The 23,586-nt window shown below is 39.7% G+C and carries 23 protein-coding genes; 7 read left to right on the forward strand and 16 right to left on the reverse strand.

Annotated elements, in window-relative coordinates; translation table 11 throughout:
• Positions 1–88: 88 nt before the first annotated feature.
• The gene (gene ung, locus CC99x_RS11445; RefSeq protein WP_057625129.1) at positions 89–799 is read right to left on the reverse strand and encodes a uracil-DNA glycosylase; all 711 of its coding nucleotides are present in this window, start codon (positions 797–799) and stop codon (positions 89–91) included.
• 96 nt (positions 800–895) lie between these two features.
• Positions 896–2,254, reverse strand: a complete 1,359-nt coding sequence (locus tag CC99x_RS11450) for a patatin-like phospholipase family protein (protein ID WP_057625130.1) — start codon at positions 2,252–2,254, stop codon at positions 896–898.
• A 53-nt stretch (positions 2,255–2,307) separates the two neighbouring features.
• Between CC99x_RS11450 and mutH the strand changes: the two genes are divergently transcribed.
• A complete protein-coding gene (gene mutH, locus CC99x_RS11455) occupies positions 2,308–3,024 on the forward strand; it encodes a DNA mismatch repair endonuclease MutH (protein ID WP_200953487.1) in 717 nt (238 codons plus the stop codon).
• On the opposite strand, the gene CC99x_RS11460 is transcribed toward mutH, so the two are convergent.
• Positions 2,927–3,829 (reverse strand): DUF3025 domain-containing protein, encoded by a 903-nt coding sequence (locus CC99x_RS11460; protein WP_057625131.1) that lies wholly within the window; start codon positions 3,827–3,829, stop codon positions 2,927–2,929. The genes mutH and CC99x_RS11460 overlap by 98 nt on opposite strands.
• On the reverse strand, positions 3,777–4,307 hold the full coding sequence (locus tag CC99x_RS11465; RefSeq protein WP_057625132.1) for a gamma-glutamylcyclotransferase family protein: 531 nt from the start codon (positions 4,305–4,307) through the stop codon (positions 3,777–3,779). The genes CC99x_RS11460 and CC99x_RS11465 overlap by 53 nt, the downstream gene beginning before the upstream one ends.
• Before the next feature lie 384 nt (positions 4,308–4,691).
• Between CC99x_RS11465 and CC99x_RS11470 the strand changes: the two genes are divergently transcribed.
• Positions 4,692–5,945 carry an inorganic phosphate transporter gene (locus CC99x_RS11470; RefSeq protein WP_057625133.1) on the forward strand — a complete coding sequence of 418 codons (1,254 nt, stop codon included), beginning with the start codon at positions 4,692–4,694 and terminating at the stop codon, positions 5,943–5,945.
• Positions 5,946–5,972: 27 nt separating this feature from the next.
• Here CC99x_RS11470 and CC99x_RS11475 read toward each other — a convergent pair whose 3' ends face one another.
• From CC99x_RS11475 to CC99x_RS11490, 4 genes are all read right to left on the reverse strand, one after another.
• Positions 5,973–7,280 carry an MFS transporter gene (locus tag CC99x_RS11475; RefSeq protein ID WP_057625134.1) on the reverse strand — a complete coding sequence of 436 codons (1,308 nt, stop codon included), beginning with the start codon at positions 7,278–7,280 and terminating at the stop codon, positions 5,973–5,975.
• A gap of 85 nt (positions 7,281–7,365) precedes the next feature.
• On the reverse strand, positions 7,366–9,444 hold the full coding sequence (locus tag CC99x_RS11480) for an SEL1-like repeat protein (protein WP_057625135.1): 2,079 nt from the start codon (positions 9,442–9,444) through the stop codon (positions 7,366–7,368).
• A gap of 28 nt (positions 9,445–9,472) precedes the next feature.
• Positions 9,473–10,381 carry an outer membrane protein gene (locus CC99x_RS11485; RefSeq protein ID WP_057625136.1) on the reverse strand — a complete coding sequence of 303 codons (909 nt, stop codon included), beginning with the start codon at positions 10,379–10,381 and terminating at the stop codon, positions 9,473–9,475.
• 121 nt (positions 10,382–10,502) lie between these two features.
• Positions 10,503–10,799, reverse strand: a complete 297-nt coding sequence (locus tag CC99x_RS11490) for an integration host factor subunit beta (RefSeq protein ID WP_057625137.1) — start codon at positions 10,797–10,799, stop codon at positions 10,503–10,505.
• Positions 10,800–11,019: 220 nt separating this feature from the next.
• Here CC99x_RS11490 and rpoS point away from each other — a divergent pair, with 220 nt between their 5' ends.
• Positions 11,020–11,991, forward strand: a complete 972-nt coding sequence (gene rpoS / locus CC99x_RS11495) for an RNA polymerase sigma factor RpoS (protein ID WP_057625201.1) — start codon at positions 11,020–11,022, stop codon at positions 11,989–11,991.
• A gap of 134 nt (positions 11,992–12,125) precedes the next feature.
• Here the strand turns inward: rpoS and CC99x_RS11500 are convergent, their stop codons facing one another.
• Positions 12,126–12,344, reverse strand: coding sequence for a DUF2970 domain-containing protein (locus CC99x_RS11500; RefSeq protein WP_057625202.1), 219 nt, complete (start codon positions 12,342–12,344; stop codon positions 12,126–12,128).
• A gap of 362 nt (positions 12,345–12,706) precedes the next feature.
• Between CC99x_RS11500 and zapB the strand changes: the two genes are divergently transcribed.
• Positions 12,707–12,961 carry a cell division protein ZapB gene (gene zapB / locus CC99x_RS11505; protein WP_057625138.1) on the forward strand — a complete coding sequence of 85 codons (255 nt, stop codon included), beginning with the start codon at positions 12,707–12,709 and terminating at the stop codon, positions 12,959–12,961.
• A gap of 179 nt (positions 12,962–13,140) precedes the next feature.
• Here zapB and CC99x_RS11510 read toward each other — a convergent pair whose 3' ends face one another.
• The 4 genes from CC99x_RS11510 to CC99x_RS11525 all read right to left on the reverse strand — a co-directional run bounded on the left by CC99x_RS11510 (position 13,141) and on the right by CC99x_RS11525 (position 15,996).
• Positions 13,141–13,812, reverse strand: coding sequence for a TIGR00153 family protein (locus tag CC99x_RS11510; RefSeq protein WP_057625139.1), 672 nt, complete (start codon positions 13,810–13,812; stop codon positions 13,141–13,143).
• A gap of 93 nt (positions 13,813–13,905) precedes the next feature.
• The gene (locus tag CC99x_RS11515) at positions 13,906–14,688 is read right to left on the reverse strand and encodes an HvfC/BufC N-terminal domain-containing protein (protein WP_057625140.1); all 783 of its coding nucleotides are present in this window, start codon (positions 14,686–14,688) and stop codon (positions 13,906–13,908) included.
• Positions 14,688–15,701 carry a multinuclear nonheme iron-dependent oxidase gene (locus CC99x_RS11520; protein ID WP_057625141.1) on the reverse strand — a complete coding sequence of 338 codons (1,014 nt, stop codon included), beginning with the start codon at positions 15,699–15,701 and terminating at the stop codon, positions 14,688–14,690. Before CC99x_RS11520 ends, CC99x_RS11515 begins: the two co-directional genes overlap by 1 nt.
• A gap of 34 nt (positions 15,702–15,735) precedes the next feature.
• The gene (locus CC99x_RS11525) at positions 15,736–15,996 is read right to left on the reverse strand and encodes a BufA1 family periplasmic bufferin-type metallophore (protein WP_057625142.1); all 261 of its coding nucleotides are present in this window, start codon (positions 15,994–15,996) and stop codon (positions 15,736–15,738) included.
• 102 nt (positions 15,997–16,098) lie between these two features.
• Here CC99x_RS11525 and coq7 point away from each other — a divergent pair, with 102 nt between their 5' ends.
• Positions 16,099–16,752: a 2-polyprenyl-3-methyl-6-methoxy-1,4-benzoquinone monooxygenase gene (gene coq7, locus CC99x_RS11530; protein WP_057625143.1), complete on the forward strand. Its 654-nt coding sequence runs from the start codon at positions 16,099–16,101 to the stop codon at positions 16,750–16,752.
• 317 nt (positions 16,753–17,069) lie between these two features.
• On the opposite strand, the gene groL is transcribed toward coq7, so the two are convergent.
• Both groL and CC99x_RS11540 read right to left on the reverse strand, forming a co-directional pair.
• Positions 17,070–18,731 carry a chaperonin GroEL gene (gene groL / locus CC99x_RS11535; protein ID WP_057625144.1) on the reverse strand — a complete coding sequence of 554 codons (1,662 nt, stop codon included), beginning with the start codon at positions 18,729–18,731 and terminating at the stop codon, positions 17,070–17,072.
• A gap of 48 nt (positions 18,732–18,779) precedes the next feature.
• Complete coding sequence (locus CC99x_RS11540) at positions 18,780–19,082, reverse strand: co-chaperone GroES (protein ID WP_057625145.1); 303 nt, start codon at positions 19,080–19,082, stop codon at positions 18,780–18,782.
• Between the two features lie 573 nt (positions 19,083–19,655).
• Here CC99x_RS11540 and CC99x_RS11545 point away from each other — a divergent pair.
• Positions 19,656–21,275, forward strand: coding sequence for a diguanylate cyclase (locus tag CC99x_RS11545; RefSeq protein WP_158003228.1), 1,620 nt, complete (start codon positions 19,656–19,658; stop codon positions 21,273–21,275).
• A 7-nt stretch (positions 21,276–21,282) separates the two neighbouring features.
• Here CC99x_RS11545 and cutA read toward each other — a convergent pair whose 3' ends face one another.
• Complete coding sequence (gene cutA, locus CC99x_RS11550; protein WP_057625147.1) at positions 21,283–21,603, reverse strand: divalent cation tolerance protein CutA; 321 nt, start codon at positions 21,601–21,603, stop codon at positions 21,283–21,285.
• A 58-nt stretch (positions 21,604–21,661) separates the two neighbouring features.
• Between cutA and dsbD the strand changes: the two genes are divergently transcribed.
• The gene (dsbD, locus tag CC99x_RS11555) at positions 21,662–23,503 is read left to right on the forward strand and encodes a protein-disulfide reductase DsbD (RefSeq protein WP_057625148.1); all 1,842 of its coding nucleotides are present in this window, start codon (positions 21,662–21,664) and stop codon (positions 23,501–23,503) included.
• Positions 23,504–23,586 lie beyond the last annotated feature (83 nt).

Here is a 23,586-nt window from a genome sequence, read left to right on the forward strand (position 1 = left end):
ACCCGCCCTTTTAGGGCACCCTCTCCCAAAATTGGTAGAGGAAAAATGTTCGCATTGCGAAGGAAAGTATTTTTCTCATTTTTATTTTCTAGATGTACTCAGCTTGTTCGGGTAACTGCCAATTAATCGGCGTTTGCCCTGTTTTTACCAGAAAATCATTAATTTTTGAAAAAGGTCGACTCCCCAAAAAACCACGATTTGCAGATAATGGTGAAGGATGTACAGACTTCAATACCAAATGCTTTTGTGTATCGATGACTTGTCCTTTTTTCTGTGCATAAGCCCCCCATAAAACGAAGGCAATGGGATGTGGTTGCAAATTGAGTTGCTCAATCACTTTATCCGTGAAGATTTCCCATCCTTGTCCTTGATGAGATGCAGCCAAGCCTTTCTCTACCGTTAATACACTGTTTAATAAAAAAACCCCCTGCTCTGCCCAGGATAATAAACAACCATGCTTTACTGGCTTTATCTGTAAATCTGCTTGCAACTCTTTATAAATGTTAAGCAATGAGGGCGGAATAGCAACGCCTGGCTTGACAGAGAAACACAGTCCATGCGCTTGTCCTGGACCATGATAAGGATCTTGTCCTAAAATAACACATTTTATTTTTTCTGGTGGTGTTAATTCAAAAGCACTGAATATTTCGCTACCTTTAGGATATATATATTTTCGTTGATTTTTCTCTTGACGAAGAAAAGCCCTCAATTCTTTCATATAGGGCTTATCAAATTCTGCCCCAATGAGGGATGCCCATTCATCAGGGATACCCACTTTAGATGTTGCAAGGTGTGTCACACATATTCCTCAAGTAATTTTATCTATGCAAAGACATAAAAACGCTGAGCATACCATTATTTTGAAGATATTCATACCTCGTAACCCATCTCGTCATCATGCAGTTCTGGGTCGTAATAAATAGCCACCTTTATTGTTCGATGCGCTTACTTTTTCTGTTTCGACAATTGTTGATTTTTTATGTGAAAATCCAGGAATCCATTGCTTTGCAACGGGTGTCATTGCAATAGATTCTGCAAGCTGCTCTTGCATCTGCGGTATATGATCATTTGTATCTAAATCTACACGATAGGTCGATTTTAAAATCTGCTTTACCAGTCTTCGCGTACCTCGCATTCCGGCCTTATCTAAACCGCGCTGTTCTTCCGGTGTCGCTGAAAATTTCAATGGATTCCATCCTAAACTAATTGCTACTGTTCTCGCTTTCACACTGTCTGACAGACATAATGGATCTTGAAATATTGCCATTGTTAATAAATTACATAAATAATCTCTAAAACCGATTAAGGATCTATCCGCATCATCATTTAAAGCATAAGCTGCACTATTATTCACAAAGATAAATCCAAGCTGCTCTTCTAACGGGCGATTCGGATCACTACCCACACCCCACGGATAGTTTTTGATAATTCCTCCATCAGCAAAAGCTTCTAAATCACCTTTTTCATTAGAAAACCATTTTGGAGGATATAAAATGGGCACGCTACAAGATAAACCCACAGCCTCTGCTACCTTCATGTTCGGTGTGGTTTTATGAGAAAGAATGGTCATTTTTTTCTTAGATACATTTGCAACAATCACACGAAATTCTTTGTGTGATTTTGCATAGAGTTCTTCAAAAGTTGGATCATTCAACCCCGAATGATGTTTGATAATTTTTCTAAAATAACTGGGCATAAATTTTCCTTCACACAGCCCCCAATTTTGAAAAAAATCTGTAATAGAAGATACCGACCAATCTTGAAACTGCTCGGTCGGCATTTCATCGAGCATTTTACTCATTGCCTGTGTGGACATATTGAGCACAATCCCTAAGCCCATGATGGTTCCAACAGAGGTTGCGCATACAACTTCAACTTTACTTAAATCTAAACCAAATTTAACCGCTTCACTCATTGCGCTGGGTAAAGAGCGCCCCGCACCACCGCCACCAGCAATAAATAATTCTCTTACTTTACTGAAAATGTGGCGCAATTTTGCAGTAGGACGCGGTAAATTTAAGCTATCCCATTCAAGATCTTTTGCATTAGAAATCATGATATCGTCTGATGCTGTATCTTTGAGAATGGTGGCTTGCTGCCCATCTGTAGAACAAGATGAATGCTTATAGCGCGTCAAAGCCTTCAGCGCGGAAAAATGATGCTTATCCACGTTAATTCGTTCTGTCGATACATGCCGCCATTTTGTAAGCGCTGTTAATACAGCGCGTTTATGGTCATGTGCTTTATCTGACATTCTTAGGCTCCTGATTTTGCGAAGACAGAAAGATTGAATATTCCTTTATTCTCATGTTAGAGTTTGCCAAATTTATTTGTATTATGCCTTCTGCAATGCATCAGCTACTGCCCACGCCCCCTGAAACGACACATATTCTTTTAGAACGAGCTCATCATTTAGCGGGTATGACATTAGGTGAGTTGGCAAAAAAACTCAATGAAAAGACGCCGCCTAATCTACTACGCGCCAAAGGGTGGGTTGGTCAACTATTAGAAAAAGCGCTTGGCGCATCGGCAGGGAACCTAGATCTACCTGATTTTCCACAGTTAGGCGTTGAATTAAAAACACTTCCTATCAACGCACAAGGCGTCCCTCAAGAATCCACTTATTTGTGTCGCGTGAGCTTACCCTTACAAGAAAGTGAGTTCTATCTTTCGCGTGTATGGAGAAAATGTGCACAGATTTTATGGATCCCAATCCAAGCATCTTCACAGTTATCTTTGCTTGATAGAAAGATAGGTACTGCCATTTTATGGATGCCGAATAGCCATTTGGAAGCAACACTGAAAAAAGATTGGGAAGAATTAACTCAAATGATACGACTAGGACAATTTGATAAGCTCAGCGCTCACCATGGAACCTATTTACAATTACGCCCTAAAGCAGCAAATGCAAAACAACTGGTAACGGTTACCAATGATCAGGGCAAATCGATTGCCATTGTCCCCAAAGGCTTTTATCTACGAAGTTGTTTAACACAAATGATTCTGCGTGAGTATTACGCATAGGTCGAAAATAGGCAGTATTTTGAAAAAAGCTAAGCACTTCATTATTTTCCCACCACTTCGGCAACCCTAAAAAGGGAAATGGCTGCAAAGCTCTAGGATTATTGCAATTTGCGGCAACAAGTACAAATTGAGATAACATATGATCTGAAAAAGCAAGGCGCTCCTGCATCGGCAATTCAAAATAGCTTTGAGTCACACCAATAAAAACTGCTTTGCCTGTCATGCCAATATAGGGATTTAATCCTTTTTCCATTAAACCATGACCAAACACAAAGGCTTCCATCGATTGCAATCTGCTCTTTTGATGATAAAACAATTCTGACCATTGGTGCTGAAAAGAGAGCTGTGCAATCATGGGATCAGCAGAAATAACAATAAAACCGCACTCATCTAATTGCGCTAAAAAACTTTGTGTTTGATTGCGATTTGCTGTCTCTCGCATACCTTCTTCAGAAAAATAGCGTTGAATGATTTGCCATTTGGTTTTTGGCCAAATAATCCATGAAAGATTGTTAAAGAGATCATGCCAATTATTAGGGCGTGTCATAATTTGGCGGTATGTGAAGGCTGTTTTCTCAAAAGATTTACTAAAATCCTGTAAGACAAAAGCTACCTGATACTCTTTTTCAAGCGCCATTTGAGCATACATCTCTGTTGCTAATTGATTGTAATCTGTAATGCTCGGAAACTGTGGATAAGCAGAAAAATAATTCTCAAATAACGCCCCCAAAGGCTCATAACCTTTAAAATCTCTAAAAAAGGTGGGCTTCCAAAAAGCGTTTGTTTTTAAATTCTCTTGCGACATTCGGATCTTGTGTTGAGGCTATTTGCTGCAAATAATGCAGGTAAATTTCTGGCAACCGGTGCTCTTTTGCACCACTTAACACCAATTCTTTGTACCATGAAAAAGGAACTAAATCTTGAAATACATTCTCTTTATGAGCAACATAGGTAAAGGCAAAACAAGGGCTATTATCTGTCTCTCCACCTGGCATTAAAGGCTCTACTTTGAGTGTAATTTCTTGATTACCATAACCCAATGCGCCTGCTCTATCGAGCAAATGCTTTTCTCTTGCAACTACCTCATATAAAACACCGTAAACAGACTCTTGTGAGTCTCTCACCTGCACTAAATTGCATTTTCCAGAAGGATCCTGTGAACCTCGATTATGAAAATACAATTTATAGCCAACAACTTTGGCAATACCTAAGCATGTGGCTTCTTGAAGAATGCTATGCAACAAGGGCGAAAACATTTTATCATCGTAAGCAAAGAATTTCATGGGTCATGCCTCATTTATGTTTGTACCATTTTGAGACTACAAAAAGATCATTGCCTGCCTGTCAGTGTAATGCTAAGCCTCCTGTATTGCAAAAAAACCTGGTTAACAAACTATATTGATACCTCAACACATTTAATAAAATAAAGAAAATCAACTAAATAACAATCTAGTTGAGGGTTCCTAAAATTTTTCTATCGTGTAAGATGCTCATCCTTAATAAGAAAACATTATTGTGTAAAATTTAATAGTACATATGCTATTGGCCACCCCAGTAAACCGTGCTAGTCTGCGCCCGATAATAGACATCTTGGGTAAAGGCTTAGTTATCAGTACCATCAATATCACAAATTTAGTTAAAAAATTAACTTTAAAAGTAAGCATCTAATGGACAGCTGGTCGTTTTATCTTATTCTCGCAAGTATTTTTGGTTTCTTAATGGCATGGGGTGTCGGCGCAAACGATGTTGCTAATGCAATGGGAACCTCTGTAGGCTCCAAAGCACTTACCATCAAACAAGCCATCATTATCGCCACTTTTTTTGAATTTATTGGCGCATTCTTTGCGGGTGGCCAAGTCACGGATACGATTCGCAAAGGCCTTATTGATGTGGATCATATCGATATTGAGGCGAATATCCTGATACTCGGCATGCTTGCCTCTTTGCTTGCAGCTGCAACCTGGCTGATTGTCGCCTCTCGCTTTGGCTGGCCAGTCTCAACCTCCCATACGATTGTAGGTGCGATTGTTGGTTTTGCCGCCTTCACACTTGGAACAGAAGCCGTCGAGTGGGAACGCATGTCCCATATTGCACTTAGCTGGGTGTTATCACCGCTTCTCGGCGGAATTTTGGCATACATACTTTATAGTAGTGTCCAAAAATTGATCTTAAACCAACCTGCTCCCTTTTTGGCAGCTAAAAAAGTAGTCCCCTATTATATGTTCTTAGTTGGCTTGGTCGTAGCCTCTTTAACTTTTGTCAATGGCATTGATCATCTTGGTCTTGACTTACCTAATTATATTGCCTGGGTGATAGCCATCTTATTTGGCTTAGGGCTTGTGCTCATCGGGAAATTTTTCATACGTCGGATTAAAGACAGCCCCAACGATAATCAACATTTTCATTATGCCAATGTTGAAAAAGTTTTTGCCATCTTGATGCTCTTTACTGCTTGCGCAATGGCTTTTGCACATGGCTCAAATGATGTTGCCAATGCTATTGGTCCTCTAGCAGCCATCGAACAATTAGTCACTAGCGGAAAAATTACCGAAGCACAAGAAATACCTGTCTGGATCTTACTGCTTGGTTCTTTGGGGATCGTGCTTGGCTTGATTATGTATGGTCACAAAGTTATTGCAACCGTAGGCTCTGGTATCACTGAACTGACACCTACTAGAGGTTTTGCTGCAACCTTTGCTGCAGCCATTACCGTCGTTATGGCTTCCGGCACAGGGCTTCCCATTTCAACGACCCATACCCTCGTGGGAGCAGTATTAGGTGTGGGACTGGCAAAAGGAATCAACGCGCTGAATTTAAATGTTATTCGGACGATCTTGATGTCTTGGATAGTCACACTACCTGCAGGTGCCTTACTTTCTATTTCCTTCTTTCATCTTTTCAAATATACCCTACATATCTAATTTTCAGATCTAAGCAAAGCCGCTTGACTATTCATCCAAGGGGCTATGCTTCGGCTTGCAAAAGGTTTCTTTAATAAAGGGCACTAAAAGAAAGGCAATTAATAAACAAATTGGCAAAAACATTAATGCTGTGTTGTATGCCTCTATACTATAAATAGGACTACCATCTGCACTCAGAGAACGATCCCACAAATTATCTAATATTTTACCCACAATAGGCTGCGCTAAGGCGCCACTGGCATTATTCAAAGTATTAATAAAGCCAATCGCTGTGCCAGTTAAAAGAGGCGCATTAATCTCACGCACAATGGAAAAAGCAAGAATAAAGCCACTAGAAAATGCGCCCAATAAAAACATGAGAACATACATCCATTCTCTAGAAACGGGTAAATATAAAATAGCAAACATTACACAAACCGTTGCGATCGCAGCAACGCCCATCGGTATTTGACGTCGTCCTATTTTATCCGACAACCATCCATAAAATGGTCCCCCAACAGCCCAACCAAAAAAGATCATAGAGGTTAATAGACCTGCAGCATCCTTGCTGAGATTAAAGCGTTCACCAAAATAAGGCACACCCCACAATTGACCAAAACCAGTCGTAGGCACAAACATAAGACCTGCATAGAGAGAGGCCAGCCATACTTGAGGCGAACGCATCACTATCAACAGCCCTTTTAAAATAGGATAATTTTTTTTCATATGCCTAAAAGGCATATTGAATGGTAAATCAGAAATAACAAACCAAATAATGACACTCAATACAGCACCTAATCCTGCCCCCAGGAATACCGTATGACGCCAACCATAAAGCATCACTAATTTAGCAACAGGCCCTTCTCCTAACACGCCCCCCATCATTCCAATGGCAACCATGAGACCCGTTAACAAAGCAAAGCGATTTACCGGAAACCAAAGAGAGGCTAATTTTAAGCATCCAACAACAGCAAATGAACCTCCAATTCCCATGACAAAACGCCCTAACTCAGCCATCCATAATTCTGTGGCTGTGCCAAAGATAATGCTCCCCAAGCAACAAAACAAAGAGGCAATCGTCAGCAATATACGTGGACCATATTTATCCATTAATAATCCAACAGGGATCTGCATGGCAGCATAAGCATAGTAGTAAAACGCCGCTAAATTGCCGAGTTGCTCAGCACCCGTATTAAAGGCAAGCATTAGATCGTTATGCATAACACTCGGGGAAACAAGCAGCATTAATTCATAGAAATAAAAGATAGCGGCTAAGCCCCAAACGCTAGCAGCTTTTATAGCTGAGCGTTTGGAGAAATCATAATCATTTAGCATAGATTGTGCTTGAACGGTCATTAAAACTTGGCTCCTTACTAATCACGCAAAGCCAAGCCTCCCATGAATTAGTTCTTCATACTTTCATGTAGACTATAAGACGAGACTAGGTATTACTCTCCTCTATGAGGTTATGATTCTTATAGTGGTGGTGATACTCCTTAGATGTCGCTAAGGCGCGTTCTATTTCATTAGGTTTCATATCATATAAAATAGCTTGTAGCATCTCTTGAATATTCTCGAGTCGGCTATCTGCAGAAATGGACCACCAGCCATAGGCTTTTGGTTTATCTTCTTTAACGCCAGAACCTTCATAGTACATACTTGCAATTCTGTACTGCGCATACTCAGCACCCATTTTAGCTGCTTTACTAAACCAATTGAATGCTAATTTACGATTTAAGGCTGTACCTTGGCCATTGTAATGCATCAAACCAATATTATAGTAAGCGAGTGGGAAGCGCTGATTAGCCGCTTGTTTGAAATACTGCATGGCTAATTTATAGTTTCGATCAACATCCTTTCCTTTATAATACAATTCACCCAGTTCATTTTGTGCAAGGGCATAACCTTGTTTTGCAGAGAGCTCATACCATTGGATTGCTTCTGCAGTATCTTTATCAAAGCCAGTACCAAATTGGTATAAACGACCGATTCTGTATTTTGCTTCCGCATTACCAGCTTGTTTATCCGCCATTTTGTGCCAATAAACTGATTTTTCTAAGTCATGATAAGTACCAATACCTCTGAGATACATGATACTTGCCATATATTGTGCATAAGGATCATTTAATAATGCGGCATCATGGAAATGTTCAAAAGCCGCTTTATCGCTTCGAGGCAAACCACGCCCAATCATATAATGATCGGCCAACCGGACATGCGCAGTCATTAAATTCCAGCTTGCTGCAATCTTGTACCAGTAATTTGCCAATCCATAGTCTTGAAGGACACCCTGGCCTGTTGCATACATTTCACCCAGTCTGAATGCGGCATAAGGGTAATCATAGTCAGCACTGACGCGATACCAATGAAAAGCTTTCTTGTAGCTTTGCTCAATACCATCGCCTATTTCATACATAACCGCTAAATTAAAAGCGCCTTTTGCAGAACCATTCTCTGCCGCTAACAAGAAGCAGTGATAAGCGCGATTTTTGTTTCGAGCAACCCCTAAACCATTTAAATGCATTTCACCTAATTCAGCCCATGCATCAGCATAGCCTTGATCACCTGCCGCTTCATATAAACGAATCGCCTTAGGATAGTTTCGACCCAGCACATCATTTGTTGCATATAAATGTGCAAGTCGATACTTCGCTTCGGCCATATCTCTGTCTGCCGCTTGCTGATAGTAAGCTTCTGCTTTTGTTAAATCTTGATAATTTCTGGCCCATGCTTGATAAAGCTGACCCATTTTGATGAGTGCTTCATCAGCACCACTTTGTAGTGCGCACTGATACCAATACAGTGCGGTATCGTAATTTTTAGGCACGCCTCTGCCTTCTTTAAAGAGGTAACCTGTTGTGAGCTGCGCTTGAGCCAAACCCTGCTCAGCTGCATTGATATACCAAAAAGCCGCTTTCTCGTAATTTTGATCCACTGTCAAACCATGGTAATACATATCTGCTAACTGATTTTGTGCAAATTTATTACCCATTTTTGCAGCTTCAGTATAAAGGTCAAAAGCCCTCACTAAATCAGCTTCTTTACCTCTTTTGAAGTATTGATTTGCTTGCGCATAAATGGATTCATGAGAGGTCATGTCGAGATCTTTTTCACCTCGAAACCAACCTAAACCCCAATACCCTGGCCACCTACTTGTTTGAGCATTCGAAAATGGCGTCACCGTGACATCAGAAATATATTTAGATTTCCACCAATCTGCAAAACTCACGGGTCTTCTGCTCACATCAGGAACAGGATTAGGATGGGTAGGCGCTGCGCTAAATAAATACCACTTCGTTTTAGCTTTGGGCTTCATCAAAGCTTTTGGTGCAACTGGATCCGAAGGTGCCTCAGCCATATCATCAACAACCATGATGGAAGGTTGCTTGTTGTTTTGTGCCTGAGCCACTTTTTTATGGCTCCCTTTATCCCACCAAGCTTGTTGTCCTGATTTTTGACAACCTACTAAACAAACCACAGCAGTCAAGGAGATATAGGCTAATTTTTTATATTGACGCACGCTTCATTCCCTCTTGGCGTTACAAACATTAAAGTTTATAGGTTATTCCTAAAAAACCACCAACTGATCGCAAGGTTTTAGCCTTAAATGCTAAACCATCATAGGGTTTTACTGCATCTACAGGACCAAACTTAACGGAATCTAAGTCTGCATATCGATAACTAAAATCCAGTAGGAAATGTGGTGCTATTTGATAACGAGCACCTAAACCCAATTGCCAACATAAACTCGCCAAACTGCTCGAATGTGTTTGTCTTGCTTGGCCTGCTAAAGTTAAGGCTGTAATATCAGCCGTCTTTAAGGCTACCCCAACACCCGCCAAAGTAAAGAAGTGCAGATCTCTGGGTTGGAAATCAAACCAATGGTCAAAGGTATATTCAAAATTATTAAAGAGTGCAATTTTACTAATATCGGCTTGAACTTGAATTGGGGTGCCAGGTGTAACAGGCTTAGATTGGTATTTTAGGGTTTCTGCTAGCATGAGTTCTAATTCCCATGCCCATTTCTCCCAGTGATAGCCCCAAGCCAACAGCACTGTAAATGAATCATCTTTTTTCTCAGGTTCACTAATGGGAACACCGCTACTATAAACAACGGGTGTACCATCTGCTAATGGGTTTGAGGGGTTAATGCCATTGGTTTTGTTTTCAATGTTTTTTAAGCTAACCCTGGGTTGGCCAAACATAACACGCGTATACCAACGCTTAAAGCTGCGACTTTCTTCGACACTCGCCAGAAAAGCCCGATCAGAATCATCCAGTGATTCCACGCCTTCTACAGCACTTTTGAAGGTTTTATTTTGTGCATTGCCATAAACACCTGCACCTTGAGGCTCTTCAACAACACCAAAGCCAGCAACGGCTGGTTTACTCATTGCAAATATAGTGCAAGCGACTAACATAGCAAAAAAATGGACAACTTTGCTGTTTTGGTACACTTTCGATCCCTCTTAAATTAAAGCAATTATATTTTTATTGAGTGCAAGCTTTTTAATTTACATGTCTATGAAAATTAGAAGCTATGCAAAATTTAAATGCAGCGATACATAATGTCCACCATTATTCGCTCTGCTTCACCGCTTCATTCACACGTTCTCTAAGTTCCTTGCCTGGTTTAAAGTGAGCAACATACTTTCCTTCCGTGTTCACATACTCACCCGTTTTTGGATTGCGAGCAACGCGTGGTGAGCGATATCTCAAGGCAAAACTACCAAAACCTCTTATCTCTATTCGTTGCCCATTTTCAAGTGCTTCTGACATGTGATCAAAAACGAGCTTAACAGCCTGCTCTATCTGTTTAATAGGAGTTTGTGGTTGTTTGTTTGCAAGAATATCAATCAATTCTGCCCTAGTCATAACCTCATCATCCAACTTATTAGCTTATGTACATACCTAGGCATTGTATCACTACCTTCACGAATATTAACTGCCCATTTCTTTTACATCTATTTTTTTATTAGTTTTCACACTAACAACCAACTTATTGTATTTAAAATATAAATTTAAATTGGCCTCTTTTATGCATGTAGTCTGTCAAACAAAAAAAATATCTCAAAATCAAAAGCTGGGGGAAATTATGAAACAACCATGGAACGGACCAATCGATTATAATCCAAACAAAAGCAAAGCTGCAGCGCCTGTTGCAAGCGAAAATATCGAGCTAGAAGACTTAAGCATTAATGAGACAGAAGAAGAAAATACCTACCTCGATCTACAAGAATCAGATCCCACACAAATTTACTTAAGAGAGATAGGTGCCACGCCTCTACTCTCTCAAGAAGAAGAAGTCCATTACGCAAGACTGGCACTTAAAGGCGATCTCAAAGCGCGCAATCATATGATTCAATCTAATCTACGGTTGGTTGTCAAAATAGCACGTCGCTATTTCAACCGAGGCCTCACACTCTTAGATCTTATTGAAGAAGGTAACTTAGGGCTTATCAGAGCCGTTGAAAAATTTGATCCTGAGAGAGGGTTTAGGTTCTCAACTTATGCGACTTGGTGGATTCGTCAAAATATCGAACGTGCCTTGATGAATCAAACCCGCACGATACGATTACCCATTCATATTATTAAAGAATTGAATGTTTATTTAAGAAAAGCACGCGATATGTCACAAGCCCTAGATCATGAACCTAATTTTGAAGAGATTGCAAAAACACTCAATATCGAGGCTGATAATGTAAATAAACTCTTTCGTTTAAATGAAAGAACGCTTTCTTTAGATTCTCCGATGGGCGATGAAACAGACAAGCCATTGATGGAAGCACTTGCTGAACATAATAGCCAATCGCCTCATCATGAGTTTGAACAAGAAGATCTATTTGTACATTTAATGAGCAGTTTAGAAACCTTAAATGAAAAACAAAAATCAATACTTGCACAAAGATTTGGCTTATTTGGCAATGAAGAAACAACGCTGGAAGATGTGGGTAAGGTTGTAGGCTTGACACGCGAACGCGTACGTCAAATACAAGTGGAGGCCTTAAAAGAACTCAGAGAAAAAATGGAAAATGAAGGTATTGTGGGTGAAAATCTATTTTGCTAGTCGTGCCTAGCTATCATAATGATTTATCTCCCTCTGCCCCCTTCTTTCTGGCATTCAAAGGAAGAAGGGGGATTGTTATGTTCTGCACTCATTTTTTTCATTTAACAACACCTACTGTCAAACGGCAAAAAGTATTAATGTGGCGCATAAGACATAACAATCTTAACCGCCATAACAATCAGCAACACAAAGATCGTCACTACAATAATACCTAATGTAATAAAAACCGCTGGTTTCCCTTTCTGAAAATCACGCGCTCTGTTTTTACTATTTTGTACACCAAACATGGCTGCCAATACACTTGCCAGCATTTCACGCAAACTTGGTTCTTTTGGATCTTCTATATTTTTCATTGATTCACTTATTTTTAAAAAATGATTATCTAAGTCTAAAATGAGCACACTGTAGCGTTAATAATTAATATGAGTGAAGCGAATAAAAGATCCCACTTTTTGAAGGGGGACGCGCACTGATTAAGTGCGCAAGGGGGATTGATACTGCAGATTTAAGTTCAACCAGCTAAATCCCTCTGCTCGCACAGCTACGCTGTACGAGCGTCTCCCTTTACAAAAGTGAGAAATTATAATTCGCTACGCGAATTGAGAATACTATTAAAAATAGCGCTTTAGAAAGCATATAGACTTGCTATGCTCACCTAAGCCTTCTAAAATCTACCTTTATTTTTGTTTTTAAAGCTAAACACCAGAGGAATATTATGACAACCGATCTTTTTCTACAACTCGAACAAAAAGTTGAGTACGCCGTTGATACAATTGAGCTATTAAGATTACAAATTGAAGAGCTTGAAGAAGAAAATTTGGCACTGAAAGCAGAGCATGAAAAATGGAGAAGTGATTTAACATCCTTAATTAATCGCTTAGATCAAGTAGATGCCCAAGAACCTAAACACAATCACGATTATGAATCGGAAGATCAAAGCTTAGAAGAAGATACTTTTGTAAGCGCTTAATATTTTTGACATCTTCGCTCTCTCTTTAGCATAAAAGAAAGGGCGTGTGTCAAAAAAATGACTAGAAGCGGTCTCAAAAATGTCTCTTTGCGTTGCGCCTTTTTTACTGCTCATTTATGCCTGTGTAAACTGCGCTGCTCAAAGAATCTGCACCTTGACTGAACTTTTTGAGACAGCGCCTAATTTGTAATTAATAATTGCAATCGATGGCCAACTTTCTGCGCATGATCTGCAATTGCGCCCGTAATATCAAAAATCTTATACAAAAATATTGCATCAATCGGTGACAAGCTTCTTTCAATGGAAAAAAGCTCTGCCCTCACTTGCAATTGAATCTCTGCGGTTTCTTTTTCTAATTGATCTAATTCGCAGATTAATTGCTTCACTAAGCGTAGTTCATGACCTTTAAACCCAGTTTCCAGCAAATCATCTAACTCAAATACAGCTTTATAGGCTTTCTCTGAAGCATTTAAACAGGCATTCACAAAGCCGCTAAAACCTTCACGAATACTTTCTGGAATAACAAGCCGACGCCCCAGAATAATGCTAACAACTTTCTTAACGTCATTCGCAATAAAATCCTGTTCACGCAACAACTCTAATAGATCAGAGCGTGAAACAGGCATAAATAAACTATGATGCAATTGTAAGCGTATTTGCTGCTTAATTTCATCGGCATCACATTCAAGTTGAACAATTTGGCGTTGAAGATGTTGAGCCATTTCCCAATTTTTTGAAGAAACAGCCTCAATAAATTCTGGTAATAATGTTACACATGCAAACACCGTTTCCATATGTTTTTGTATGGGTTTGAAAGGAGAAGAAGCAAAAATGTTTAGGAAACCAGTCATGAGACTTCACATATAAGCATCATTTTCTATCATCCTACCGCGATTTTAATCGAATTGCATCTTTTTAGGCTTTTTCATACTTAATATGAATCTTTATGGGGATAATCGAAAACCTGTGAGCCATTTCCGTCCCACGCAAGTCGCAAATATTGCATTCATGTCGATAGCAGAATCTTTCTGCAACAAGTACTCGCAGATATCTGCAAAACATCGTCCTTGCTGAATCTGAGTTAGCATTTCAAATTCATTTGTACTCAGGTGCTCTATGTATACATGCCAATCATATCTAAAAACAAACAAAAGTTGCGGCTCTGACGCTAAGCTAATCTCACTTTGAAGTGTTGATTCCGGTTGGTTCATCTTCCAAATCATATAAATAGGAAAGTCAGAGTACAGCAATGTACTTGCAGGCGGTAACATAAAAATAAGCCGCATGTGCTCTGCATCTGAAACTTGAGATAAAGCACGGCAATTCAATGTATCGTATTCTGGGCTATCTAAAGCCAAATGATAAGCCCACTCTAAACGCGCAACATCTGACAAATACGGCAATACACGCTGCACAGGCTCAAAATGTGCCAAAAAATCTGCAAATTGATCGCCATAGCACACCAAAGAAGGCTGCCGATGCTCATATATTGCAATATAACGAAGTGCTAACGCCGAAAAATATTCCTCCCCCACTAAACGCAAGCACACAGGATAGGCTGCCTTTAAGCACGCTATCAAATTCCCCTTAAAACTATCTCGATAAATGGCAATGCGCTGTTGCCAAGAGAGGCAACCTCTATTTTTCACGTGCGCTTTTAATGCGTCGTCACTTTTTGCTTCACGTACTTCGCTTAAGAAAGCAGCTTGCAGTTCATTTAACTCCATTAACGACAAACCTCTACATTATCCATAATATGCTTTGCCTTCTTTGCTTCATCGAGGAGCACGTTGAAATCAGGAATATTATTATCCCATTCAATACAGACAGGCACATTATGAAAACGCAGCTGCGCATACTGAAATAGCTCCCATACAGCAGTATGCACTGCTTGGCCATGTGTATCTAATAAATATACTCTTCGCTTTCGAATTTTAGATTTTGTTGGCTGCTTTCTCTCACCCCAGTCATGCACTATTTGTGCACTCCTGGGGATTCGCTCTCTTGCCGCCTCATCTACATTGTGCCCCTTTGCGGGTAAAAATCGACTGCTATGAGTATAGGCCTCTTTTCTTTCAAAACCACCCAAATGTAATTGTTTAACGCGCTCTGGAGGAATGGCATCGATATAAAGTCGCGGATCAAAGTTATGGTTCATTGCATTCACATAGATATTATTAATATCCAATAAAAGATAACAATCCGCTTGAGCAGCAATCGTCGAAATGAACTCCCACTCTGGCAAGACAGAATGTGTAAATTGAAGATAAGAAGATATGTTTTCAAGTAAAATCCGCTCTTGCAAGTAATCTTGTACTTTCAAAATACGTTCAACGACATGGCGAATTGCTTTATCCTCAAAAGGCAAGGGCCATAAATCTGGTACATACTGATGAGAGAATGATGACCAACAGAGATGATCGGAGATCCAAGCCGCATCGATTTGAGACTTAAGTGCTTTTAAGGATTTTAAATATGATTGATTTAAGGGATCTGTAGAACCAATGGAGAGACTCACACCATGTAAGACAATGGGATAATGGGCACGAATCGCTTCCAAATGACGCATTGCTAATGCACCCTTAGCCAAATAATTTTCGCTAATCACCTCAAACCAAGGAACAAGGGGACGTGTTTCTAAGATGGTCTTATAATGTTGGGCTCGTAAACCAAGCCCTACACCTGTGATTTCTTCTTCTAGTCTGTGACTATCAGATCTTTGGGATTGAGATAAAGACACAATAACTCTTTAATAAAAATTAAGATCATGATTATTATTTTGTTTTGCCACCTGAAATTTTGTCGCAAGTCCCTTTAGGTAGATAAATCCATTCATTTGGATCTTGATCTTGAGTACTTTGTCCTGCACAAGCATGAATACTTGTACCACAATCATTTTTACCGGCTTTGGCCACACCATAACATTTTTCTACATCGCCTTTCTTAGCCTGCGCTAACTCACTGACCGAGAAAACACCAACCCCCACTACACCAACGATAGCTGCAGTGACTATTTTACTTATTTTATTGCGCATGATTACTCCTTATGTATGTTTAGCACTATAGAATTTGGGTTTACCTCATACAATACACCCTATAATATGAGTGCCTAAATTCCTGATTTATGTGTCAAAAGAATGTCAACCTACTTAAGAAACTACTCACTACTGGACAAAACTATTTCTCGCATTGATCAGTGTATACGCACTTTGCTCGTGCCAGCAAATGAATTTAGCGCGACACATCCAGGCGCCCATCTGGAAGAATCAACAGCACTAAGCAGCACAGAAAAAGCAAAGATCACCAGTTTTATGCGCATTAATCATAGCGGAGAAATTTGTGCTCAAGCGCTTTATATCGGCCAAAGCTGGACAGCTAGAGATCCCCACATTGCAAATGCCTTAGAACATGCAGCAACAGAAGAAACAATGCATCTTGCTTGGTGTGCCCAAAGACTCAAAGAGCTTGATGCAAAAACAAGCTATTTAAATCCTTTATGGTTTGTTGGGTCATTGGCTATTGGCATACTTGCTGGATTGACAGGAGACAAAATAAGTCTAGGCTTCTTACATGAAACAGAAAATCAAGTGGTGAAACATTTAGATAAGCATCTTCAGCAATTGCCCACACACGATCTTAAATCCAGAGCTATTTTAGAACAAATGAAAATTGATGAGGCAAGTCACGCAACCCTAGCCTTACAACAAGGTGCGGTGCACTTTCCGATGTGGGTGAAGACAACAATGCAGTTAACTTCAAAAATGATGACGACAGTAACCTATTATATTTAAGAGATAAAAAAAGCCCGCAAATTGCGGGCTTTTTTTATCTAGCGTAGCTAGCGAATAGGAAGCGTAAACACACAGCATATGGCTTTTAGGCGAGGCACTAAGTGCTTAAGGAACCGGAGTGCACAGATATAGAGCATGAGGATTGCAAAAGTACTTAGCAACAACGCCGAAGAGCCAAAGGCGAAGCGTTTATAGCCACAGCACATGAGTTTTCGGGTAGGCGTCAAGCCTCGAGCAACCGGAGTGTACATATTAGTACATGAGGATTGCGAGAGGGCGAAGACAACACCCCCGAAAATTCATGTGTGAAGACTATATTACATCATGCCGCCCATACCGCCCATACCACCCATACCGCCCATGCCCATATCACCAGGCGCGCCATCGCTGTCTTTATCATCTTTAGGAAGATCAGCAATTACGCAATCGGTAGTCAACATGAGACCAGCAACAGAAGCGGCATTTTGTAATGCGCTACGTGATACTTTAGTTGGATCAAGAATACCCATTTCTAACATATCGCCGTATTCACCTGTTGCTGCGTTGTAACCAAAGTTACCTGTGCTTTCAGCAACGCGATTCAGAACAACAGAAGGTTCAGCACCTGCGTTAGCAACGATCTGACGAAGTGGTGCTTCTAATGCACGAACAATAATGTTCACGCCAAGCTCTTGATCACGGTTATCAGTCTTTGTACGTTTAACTGCGTCAATTGCACGAATGAATGCAACACCACCACCAGGCACAACACCTTCTTCAACTGCAGCGCGAGTTGCATGCAATGCATCTTCAACACGTGCTTTCTTTTCTTTCATTTCAACTTCAGTAGCAGCGCCCACTTTAATAACAGCAACACCACCAGAAAGTTTAGCAACACGTTCTTGTAATTTTTCACGATCGTAGTCAGAAGTTGTATCTTCAATTTGTCTACGAATAGAATCAACACGTGCTTTGATTTCATTAGCTTTACCAGCGCCATCAATCAAAATAGCGTTTTCTTTGGTAATAACAGCACGTTTAACAGTACCAAGCTCTGTCAATTGGCATTTTTCTAATACTAAGCCAACTTCTTCAGAAACTACGCTGCTACCTGTTAAAACAGCAATATCTTGTAGCATAGCTTTGCGACGATCACCAAAACCAGGTGCTTTTACTGCACATACTTTAACAACGCCACGAATGGTATTAACCACTAAAGTAGCTAATGCTTCGCCTTCAATGTCTTCAGCAATGATCAACAATGGGCGGCCTGCTTTAGCAACACCTTCCAAAATAGGTAACATTTCACGAATGTTAGAAATTTTCTTGTCTACTAATAGAACATAAGGATTTTCTAATTCGCAGCTCATGTTTTGTTGATTATTAACAAAGTATGGAGAAATGTAGCCACGATCAAATTGCATACCTTCTACAACATCCAATTGATCATCCATGCTGGTGCCATCCTCAACAGTAATGACGCCTTCTTTACCAACTTTACTCATTGCTTCAGCAATAATATTACCAATGATTTCATCAGAGTTTGCAGAAATCGTACCAACTTGAGCAATGGCTTTGCTGTCTTGGCAAGGAACAGAGATGCTCTTTAATGATTCAACAGCGGCTCTTACTGCTTTATCAATACCACGTTTTAAATCCATTGGATTAATCCCTGCTGCAACCGCTTTGTTGCCTTCAGCAAAGATTGCGTGTGCTAACACAGTTGCTGTGGTTGTACCATCACCTGCATCATCAGATGTTTTAGAAGCAACATCTTTCACAAGTTCTGCAGCAAGATTTTCAAGTGCGTTAGGTAATTCAACATTTTTAGCAACAGTTACACCGTCTTTGGTAATCAGGGGTGCACCAAAAGATTTTTGAATCATAACATTACGACCTTTAGGTCCTAAAGTTACGCGTACAGCGCGTGCTAATTTTGCAACGCCTTCTAAGGTAGATTTACGTGCTTCTGCATCAAATTGAAATTGTTTAGCTGGCATATTTGTTTCCTAAACTTAAAATTAATGAATTAAAATCAATCGAAACGATTAACCTTCCACAACAGCGATGATGTCATCTTCACGCATGAAGAGTAATTCATCTTGGCCAATCTTCACTTTGGTTCCAGAGTATTTACCAAAAATAATCTTGTCGCCTTCTTTCACGCTTAATTCGCGAATTTGGCCATTGTCGAGCTGTTTACCAGGACCGACACGCACAATGGTGCCATACTGAGGTGCTTCTTTAGCGGTTTCAGGTAAGAAGATACCGCCTTCTGTCTTTTGAATTTCTTCGTCTTGTCTAACCAATACACGATCACCAAGTGGATTCACTTTGAGCTTAGTAGCCATTCTTCAATCTCCATTAAAATAATGAATATACTCTTCACATTCGAATTTTAGGTTTTGTTGGCAGCGCTCTCTCACCCCAGTCATGCACTATTTGTGCACTCCTGGGGATTCGCTCCCTGGCCGCCTCACCTAAAAATCGACTGCTATGAGTATGGAACCTAAAATAAAGAGTTAACTTGCTTTCTATTAGCACTCTGTCTCTCTGAGTGCTAATGATATGGACTAACATTTATGAGTTCAAGGGCAATAGATTAATTTTTTTGAATCAAAAGCCTTAAGTAGCCTGGATATGGGCAATTTTATAGAAATCTATAGTGGCAAGTACTAAATAGGCGATTAATACAAATATTCAAGGTATGATGGATAAGTGCATATGCCAATATATATAGTCTTTTCGCATGACTATATTTAAGTAGTATCAACCTAAGCTGACTGTCTGTACTACTCTTATTCTTATGCTAACCTCTCTAGGGACAAAAAAATCGCACAACAGCCAGCAATATAGCTGGACAACAAACTTATGGCTGTGAAACTTGGATGAATAAAAATACACGCCCCCCACAAAGAAACAACATGGAAGCAAAGACTCAAGCAGTATCTCCCACCATTTTGCATCAATTTCCACAAATGGTGAATCAATTATCCCATCTTGTTTTTAATCTAGATACAAAATCTATTTCACAAGAAGATCTGCAAACACTACAAAGAACTATTGTAGATATTCAAAATGCAATTCATGCTCTCAATCAACCAGCGATTCGAATTGTTGTGGATAAAATATATCAGTTGATTCACAAAAATATCGGTACTAAGCATAAATCACTTTCACGCAATGCCATCAATACACTGCAGTCTCAAGTAGACATGCTACGACAAGTCACCCAAATTCACTTAGAAACTGATATTCCTCAGACCTCACATGAAAGTACACAAAAATTACACCATTTGATTATTGGGCTACATGATAAGCAATTAGTTGAAGAAATCATAAATCAAGTGAAATATTTCAATTATACGAGTTCCTCTTGTGAAAGCTTGGAGGAAATCATAGAACTCATCAATCATCACCCCCCCAACAGTTATCATGCTATTTTATTAGACACTGAATTCTGCACAAACAAAGATCCCTCACTTATTAAACCGCTATCAGAGAAAGTACCTATTTTATTTGTTTCTTTTGATAATAGAGTCGCAACTCGATTATTTGCCGTACGCGCAGGTGGCAGTGCTTATCTCGTGCGTCCCGTGGAATTTACACATCTGATAGAAAAGATAGATCACATAGCACTGAATCAAAATGAAATAACACCTTATCGCATTCTGATTGTGGAAGATTCTCGTACCCAAGCAAAATTTATCCAGCAACAATTAGAAAATGCAGGCATGATTACAGAAGCCATTAATAATCCAATGGAAATCAATAAAATATTACAAGAATTCCAACCAGAATTAATTTTAATGGATCTGTATATGCCAGAATGCTCTGGCTTTGAATTAACGAAAATGATTCGACAACAAGAACCGTATATGAGTATTCCCATTGTCTATTTATCGGCAGAAGCCGATCTGGATAAGCAATTAAAAGCCATTAAACTAGGTGGAGATGATTTTCTGACCAAGCCAATGGAGCCTGAACATTTGGTACTAGCGATTCAAGCACGAGCAGACAGAGCCAGAACGCTCAGAGCTGAAATGATCCAAGACAGCCTCACGGGATTGTTAAATCATACACGCATATTAGAGCAACTTGATCTCGAGATAGCGCGCGCTAAAAGAAATCATTTGCCCTTAAGCTTTGCCATGATTGATATTGATTATTTTAAAGCCATCAACGATAACCATGGGCACCCTATTGGCGACAGAGTGATTAAAGGCCTCGCACGATTGCTGAAACAACGCTTGCGTAAAACAGACAGTATTGGCAGATACGGTGGCGAAGAATTCGCAATTATTCTGCCACAAACAGATAGAACTGTAATTTTGCCTTTAATAGAAGATATTCGCAAAGGGTTTTCTAAATTGTTACATCAAAGCAGTGATCCACTCGTTGAATTCACAGCAACAGTAAGCTGCGGTTTAGCTGAATTTACTGCAACCAATAACACGGTGGGAAAACTCGTGCAAGCCGCAGACAAAGCTTTGTATGCAGCTAAAGATCAAGGCCGAAATTGCGTTGTGTTGGATTCAGAATAGTCTATTCTTAATCAACCACTTCATTAACCCAGTCTAAATATTGACGATTGCCATATATGATTGGCATTGCAATGAACTCAGGAAACTCATAGGGATGCACTTCTAAAATCAGACCCTCAACCTGAGTTAGCTTGCTTGTTTTTGTTTTCATGACCAACAAAAGTTCCTCACCTTTTGTTATTTTGCCTTGCCAGATATAATGAGAGCTTAGATTGGGCACAATGTTAAGGCATGCGACTAAGCGCTTTTCTAATAATAATGCTGACAAATTCTCAGCTGTTTCTTGATTGGGACAGGTACAATAAATGACACAATAATCAGTACTCACACTGGCTCCTTAGCATTGAAAGCATTTGAAGAAAAAAGTAATAAAGTTAAAAAAATATATGAAAAATCTCATCTTGGCTTTGACATTGATCCTTACATTCATACTGAGTGCGCCTACCTTAGCATTGGCAGAAGCACAATCGAATGACTTAATACGCTTGGGTATTCCTAAAAATAATTTCTTATCTCAAGAGCAAGCTTTTCAGCTACAGACCTTTGTCAATCCACAAGGCGACATTTCTCTCTCCTGGATCTTAGCGCCTGGATACTACCTTTATCAAAAGCAAATTTCTCTCGTTCTATATTCTGAACAAGGAGAAAAAGAAGTAAATATCTCAGATTTACAATTACCACCTACAAAGATTATTCATGATCCTTATTTTGGAGAACAACCTATTTATGAAAATACCTTAGAATTTATTCTAACACTCAAAGATATAGCGCAAGGATCAACCTCACTCAAAGTTCATTATCAAGGCTGTTCAGAACAAGGTCTATGCTATCCACCCATAGATAAATCATTTAATATTCACTGGCAAAATAATAAAATTCTTGACATCACAGAAAGCAAAAATACACAGCCCAAAACATTGGGTAAAGAAAATACTACCCTTAACGTCGTGTCACCAACACCCTCTGAGACCAACACACTTTTTAGCGCATCCATTTTAAAAACATTATTAACCTTCTTAGGCTTAGGGGCGCTCTTAAGCTTTACGCCTTGCGTACTACCCATGCTGCCTATTTTATCTTCGGTGATTATAGGTCAAAAAAAACTCAACACCAAAAAAGCTTTTCTTCTTTCGCTGAGTTATACAATGAGCATGGCATTAACCTTAGCCCTGCTGGGCGTCATCGCTGTTTTTTTAGGAAAGAACTTTCAGGCCTTGTTTCAACAACCACTCTTTATCAGTGCTTTTGCAAGTATTTTCATCTACCTCGGCTTAGTGCAGGTAGGTGTTGTACATTTTGGCTTACCGTCCACATTCCAAAATAAAATAAGCCAATGGCAAATGAACTTTCCAGCTGGCAGTTATCTGAATGCGGTAGTCATGGGCACATTAGCAACACTGATCGCTTCACCTTGCGTCAGTGCACCACTGGTAGGTGCTTTAAGTTTTATTGCTCAAACAGGAAATTACTGGCTCGGTGCTGGCACACTCTTTTGTCTGGGTTTAGGTATGGGATCAGTTTTGATGATAGCAGGAACCTTAGGGGGACATTATTTACCCAAAGCCGGCCAATGGATGCATATTGTTAACAAGTTTTTTGCTGCAATCTTGTTTGCCTTAAGTATTTGGCTTATCAGTCGCCTATTAAACAGTCAAACAGCACTCATCTTGTGGTCTTTGTGGTGTTTGCTGATAGCCTATTGGTTAGGCGCCTTCTCTCGTCTCAAAGAAATCGGTGCACGAATAGGTGTTTTATTTATGTTAATGGCCTGTGTGTGCCTACTTAGCATTAAAAACAATGATAATAGCCCTCAGCAACTATTAACAAATTTATGGTATGGCACAACGCAAAACAAGGTTGCTGATCTTCATTTTAATACTATTAATTCGATTGAAGATCTTCATCAATTTTTGATGGCAGCGCAAAAACATCAATCTCCCACTTTAGTGAAAGCCTATGCGAATTGGTGCACAACCTGCAAAGACAATGAAAAAATCATTTTTGCAAGCACAATCGCCCAATCAAAACTCCAAAGTTGGCAACTACTCATGATTGATATGACAGAAATGACCGCAGAAAAACAAGCACTCATCAATCATTTAAATATCTATGGCCCGCCTGCCATACTGTTTTTTGACACAGACGGAAAAGAAGCTCGAGAAGAACGATTGGTAGGGAAAAGTAGTTTAGCCCCTTTTCTCGCAAGGCTTAGTAAAATATATACCTAATTCAGAATAATTGGCCACAGGTCATGAGGAATCAGCTAGAATTATGTTAGAGCAAACCATCGTCGAAGCTGAAGTAGCAAAAG

The organism is Candidatus Berkiella cookevillensis (assembly GCF_001431315.2).
In the GTDB taxonomy this organism is placed as follows: domain Bacteria; phylum Pseudomonadota; class Gammaproteobacteria; order Berkiellales; family Berkiellaceae; genus Berkiella_A; species Berkiella_A cookevillensis.